The organism is Iodidimonas gelatinilytica (genome assembly GCF_008579125.1).
Taxonomy (GTDB): Bacteria; Pseudomonadota; Alphaproteobacteria; order Sphingomonadales; family Rhodothalassiaceae; genus Iodidimonas; species Iodidimonas muriae.
In genome coordinates this window covers 1-2,084 of sequence record NZ_BKCL01000024.1, presented here as the reverse complement: position 1 = coordinate 2,084, position 2,084 = coordinate 1, and the positions used below count along the sequence as shown (strand labels likewise).

Here is a 2,084-nt window from a genome sequence, read left to right as displayed (position 1 = left end):
GGGAGGCTGGTAGGCTGGTAGGCTGGTAGGTGACGGGTGGGGGGGGGCGGTTTTGCACAAAAAAAGGGTGGCCGAAGCCACCCTTTCTCGATCGTTCATCTTATCCGTTATGACGGATCAAGGAATGTTAATGAATTCGGCAGTGCTGTTCACGGCGCCATCGGCGTTGAACATCAGGCGACGGACTTGAAGGCTGCCCGGAGCTTGTTCAATGGTGAACTCAACCGTGCCGCGGGTGATGCTGACGGCATCGGCATCGAGAACACCGGCTGCTACCAAGGCATCGCCCAGTTCAACGGCTGTGATCTGCAGTTCGCCACCGGCAGAGATGCCAGAGGTGAGGCCAGCAGCGGTAACATCGAAATCTTCAATGTCGGTTGCTGTGGAGTTCAGATCGCGGATGGTGGCGAAGACCTGCGCATCAGCTTCAAGATTGGTGAAGCGGAAGATGTTGTTCAGATTGGCAGGCTCAAGCGCAACCCATTCAAAGGCATCGCTTTCCGAACCATCGCGGAGGATTTCCGCAAAAGAACCGGAGCCTTCGATGGGATCCACATCCGGGGAGTTGACCGTGACATCAGCAGAGAAGGTCTGCGAAGAAACGGACACACCATCTTCGAGCGTGGTGTCACCGGCCAGTTCAACAACCACGTTATGGGTGCCGATGCCGAGGGCAACATTGCCTTCAAAAGCGTCTTCATCACTGTTCAGGCAACATCAACAGCACCAACGGTGAATTTGTCGATCCCGGCCACAGAAACACCAGAAATGCTGACATCGAAATCGGACGGAACACCAACGGTGCCACCGACCAGATTCGTTGCATTATTGCCAGCAGCCACATCAATGGAGCCAAGCTGGGCAGTGAAGACACCATCCGTCGCGACGTCCGCTGTAAACTGCGTGAAGGATTTTTCGGTGGCTGTGCCAAGCGCCAAGGTGCGATCGGTAGCACCTGCTGCACCGGTCTCATCGACGGTGACAACGAATGCCGGGCCAACTTCAACCAGCGGGCCGCCATTGACTTCATAAGCGGTGGTATCGGCAAGGGTGGTATCGCCGACAACAGCTTCCACACCAACAGAGAAGTTTGCAGCCGCAATGGAAGACAGGGCGAAAGGAACGGTGATTTCAAGCACACCGCTGGCAGCCAATGGGTCAGCACAGTTCTCGATATTGGCAATTTCAAAGATGATGCTGGAATCTGTGGAGCCAGCGGTCACAGCCTGTACGCCAGCGGCGCAAGAGCCATCACCCGTATCAGCAACAGCCGTTTGGCTGACAGGGTTGCCGAAAACGGCATTGTCAAGGGTCAGTTCCACCAAACCGGCTGAGGTCAGACCATTCACGCCCCAAGGATCGCCATTGGGGTTGGTGGGGGTGATGGTGAATTCCAGAGTGCCGCTTTGGCCAGCCAGAACGGCGGTATCCACCAGATTCACTTCATTTTGGATGGTGCCACCGCCGGTGACAGCAAGGGTAATTGTATCCGTTGCCTGCGCATGTGCAGTTCCGGCCATAAGCGCGACAAGGGCGCTGGAAAGGGCCAGTTTATTAAGAGTTTTCATCGTGTGTCCGTCCTTGTTCAAGGTTAGGTCCATCTTGCGTCGAGAGCGGCTTGCACAGAAATACAGACGCGAGCAGGTCGCTTAACACGGCGCTCATCCCCTCTCAGCATGATGGTGGTAGTTAGGATGAAAGCGCGAGCCCTGTCAAGACGTGCAAAACCGCCATTTTCTACTTTTTTTCGTGCGGTGTTTACCAAAGTTTTACCACTCAGGCTTTTTGCGGCATATTCTGCCATTTCTGGTAAGACTATTTTAAGGATAGCGGTGCGCTTTGAGCGGCATTTTTCTTATGGCTGTGTGGTTTTTGCCACCCTTTTGTGTCTTTTTCAAGGATGGCGCGGTAATTTATTATGCTGTTTCGGGGTGATCTGCCTGCCATTTTCGGGGTGTGTGCTTTTTCTTTCGTCATTCCCGGGCTTGACCCGGGAATCCAGACTTTCGCTGGTGGAGGGTGGCGGCGTTGCCGGACTGGACCCCCGGATCAAGTCCGGGGGTGACGTGAGAGGGGTGGCTTGA

The 2,084-nt window shown here is 54.9% G+C and carries 3 protein-coding genes; 1 reads left to right on the top strand and 2 read right to left on the bottom strand.

Annotation, left to right across the window (positions count from 1 at the left end):
- Positions 1–117: 117 nt before the first annotated feature.
- Positions 118–651: a hypothetical protein gene (locus JCM17844_RS13815; RefSeq protein ID WP_150001480.1), complete on the bottom strand. Its 534-nt coding sequence runs from the start codon at positions 649–651 to the stop codon at positions 118–120.
- Between the two features lie 56 nt (positions 652–707).
- Positions 708–1,568, bottom strand: a complete 861-nt coding sequence (locus JCM17844_RS13810; RefSeq protein WP_150001479.1) for a hypothetical protein — start codon at positions 1,566–1,568, stop codon at positions 708–710.
- A 126-nt stretch (positions 1,569–1,694) separates the two neighbouring features.
- Between JCM17844_RS13810 and JCM17844_RS13805 the strand changes: the two genes are divergently transcribed.
- The gene (locus tag JCM17844_RS13805) at positions 1,695–2,084 is read left to right on the top strand and encodes a hypothetical protein (protein WP_150001478.1); all 390 of its coding nucleotides are present in this window, start codon (positions 1,695–1,697) and stop codon (positions 2,082–2,084) included.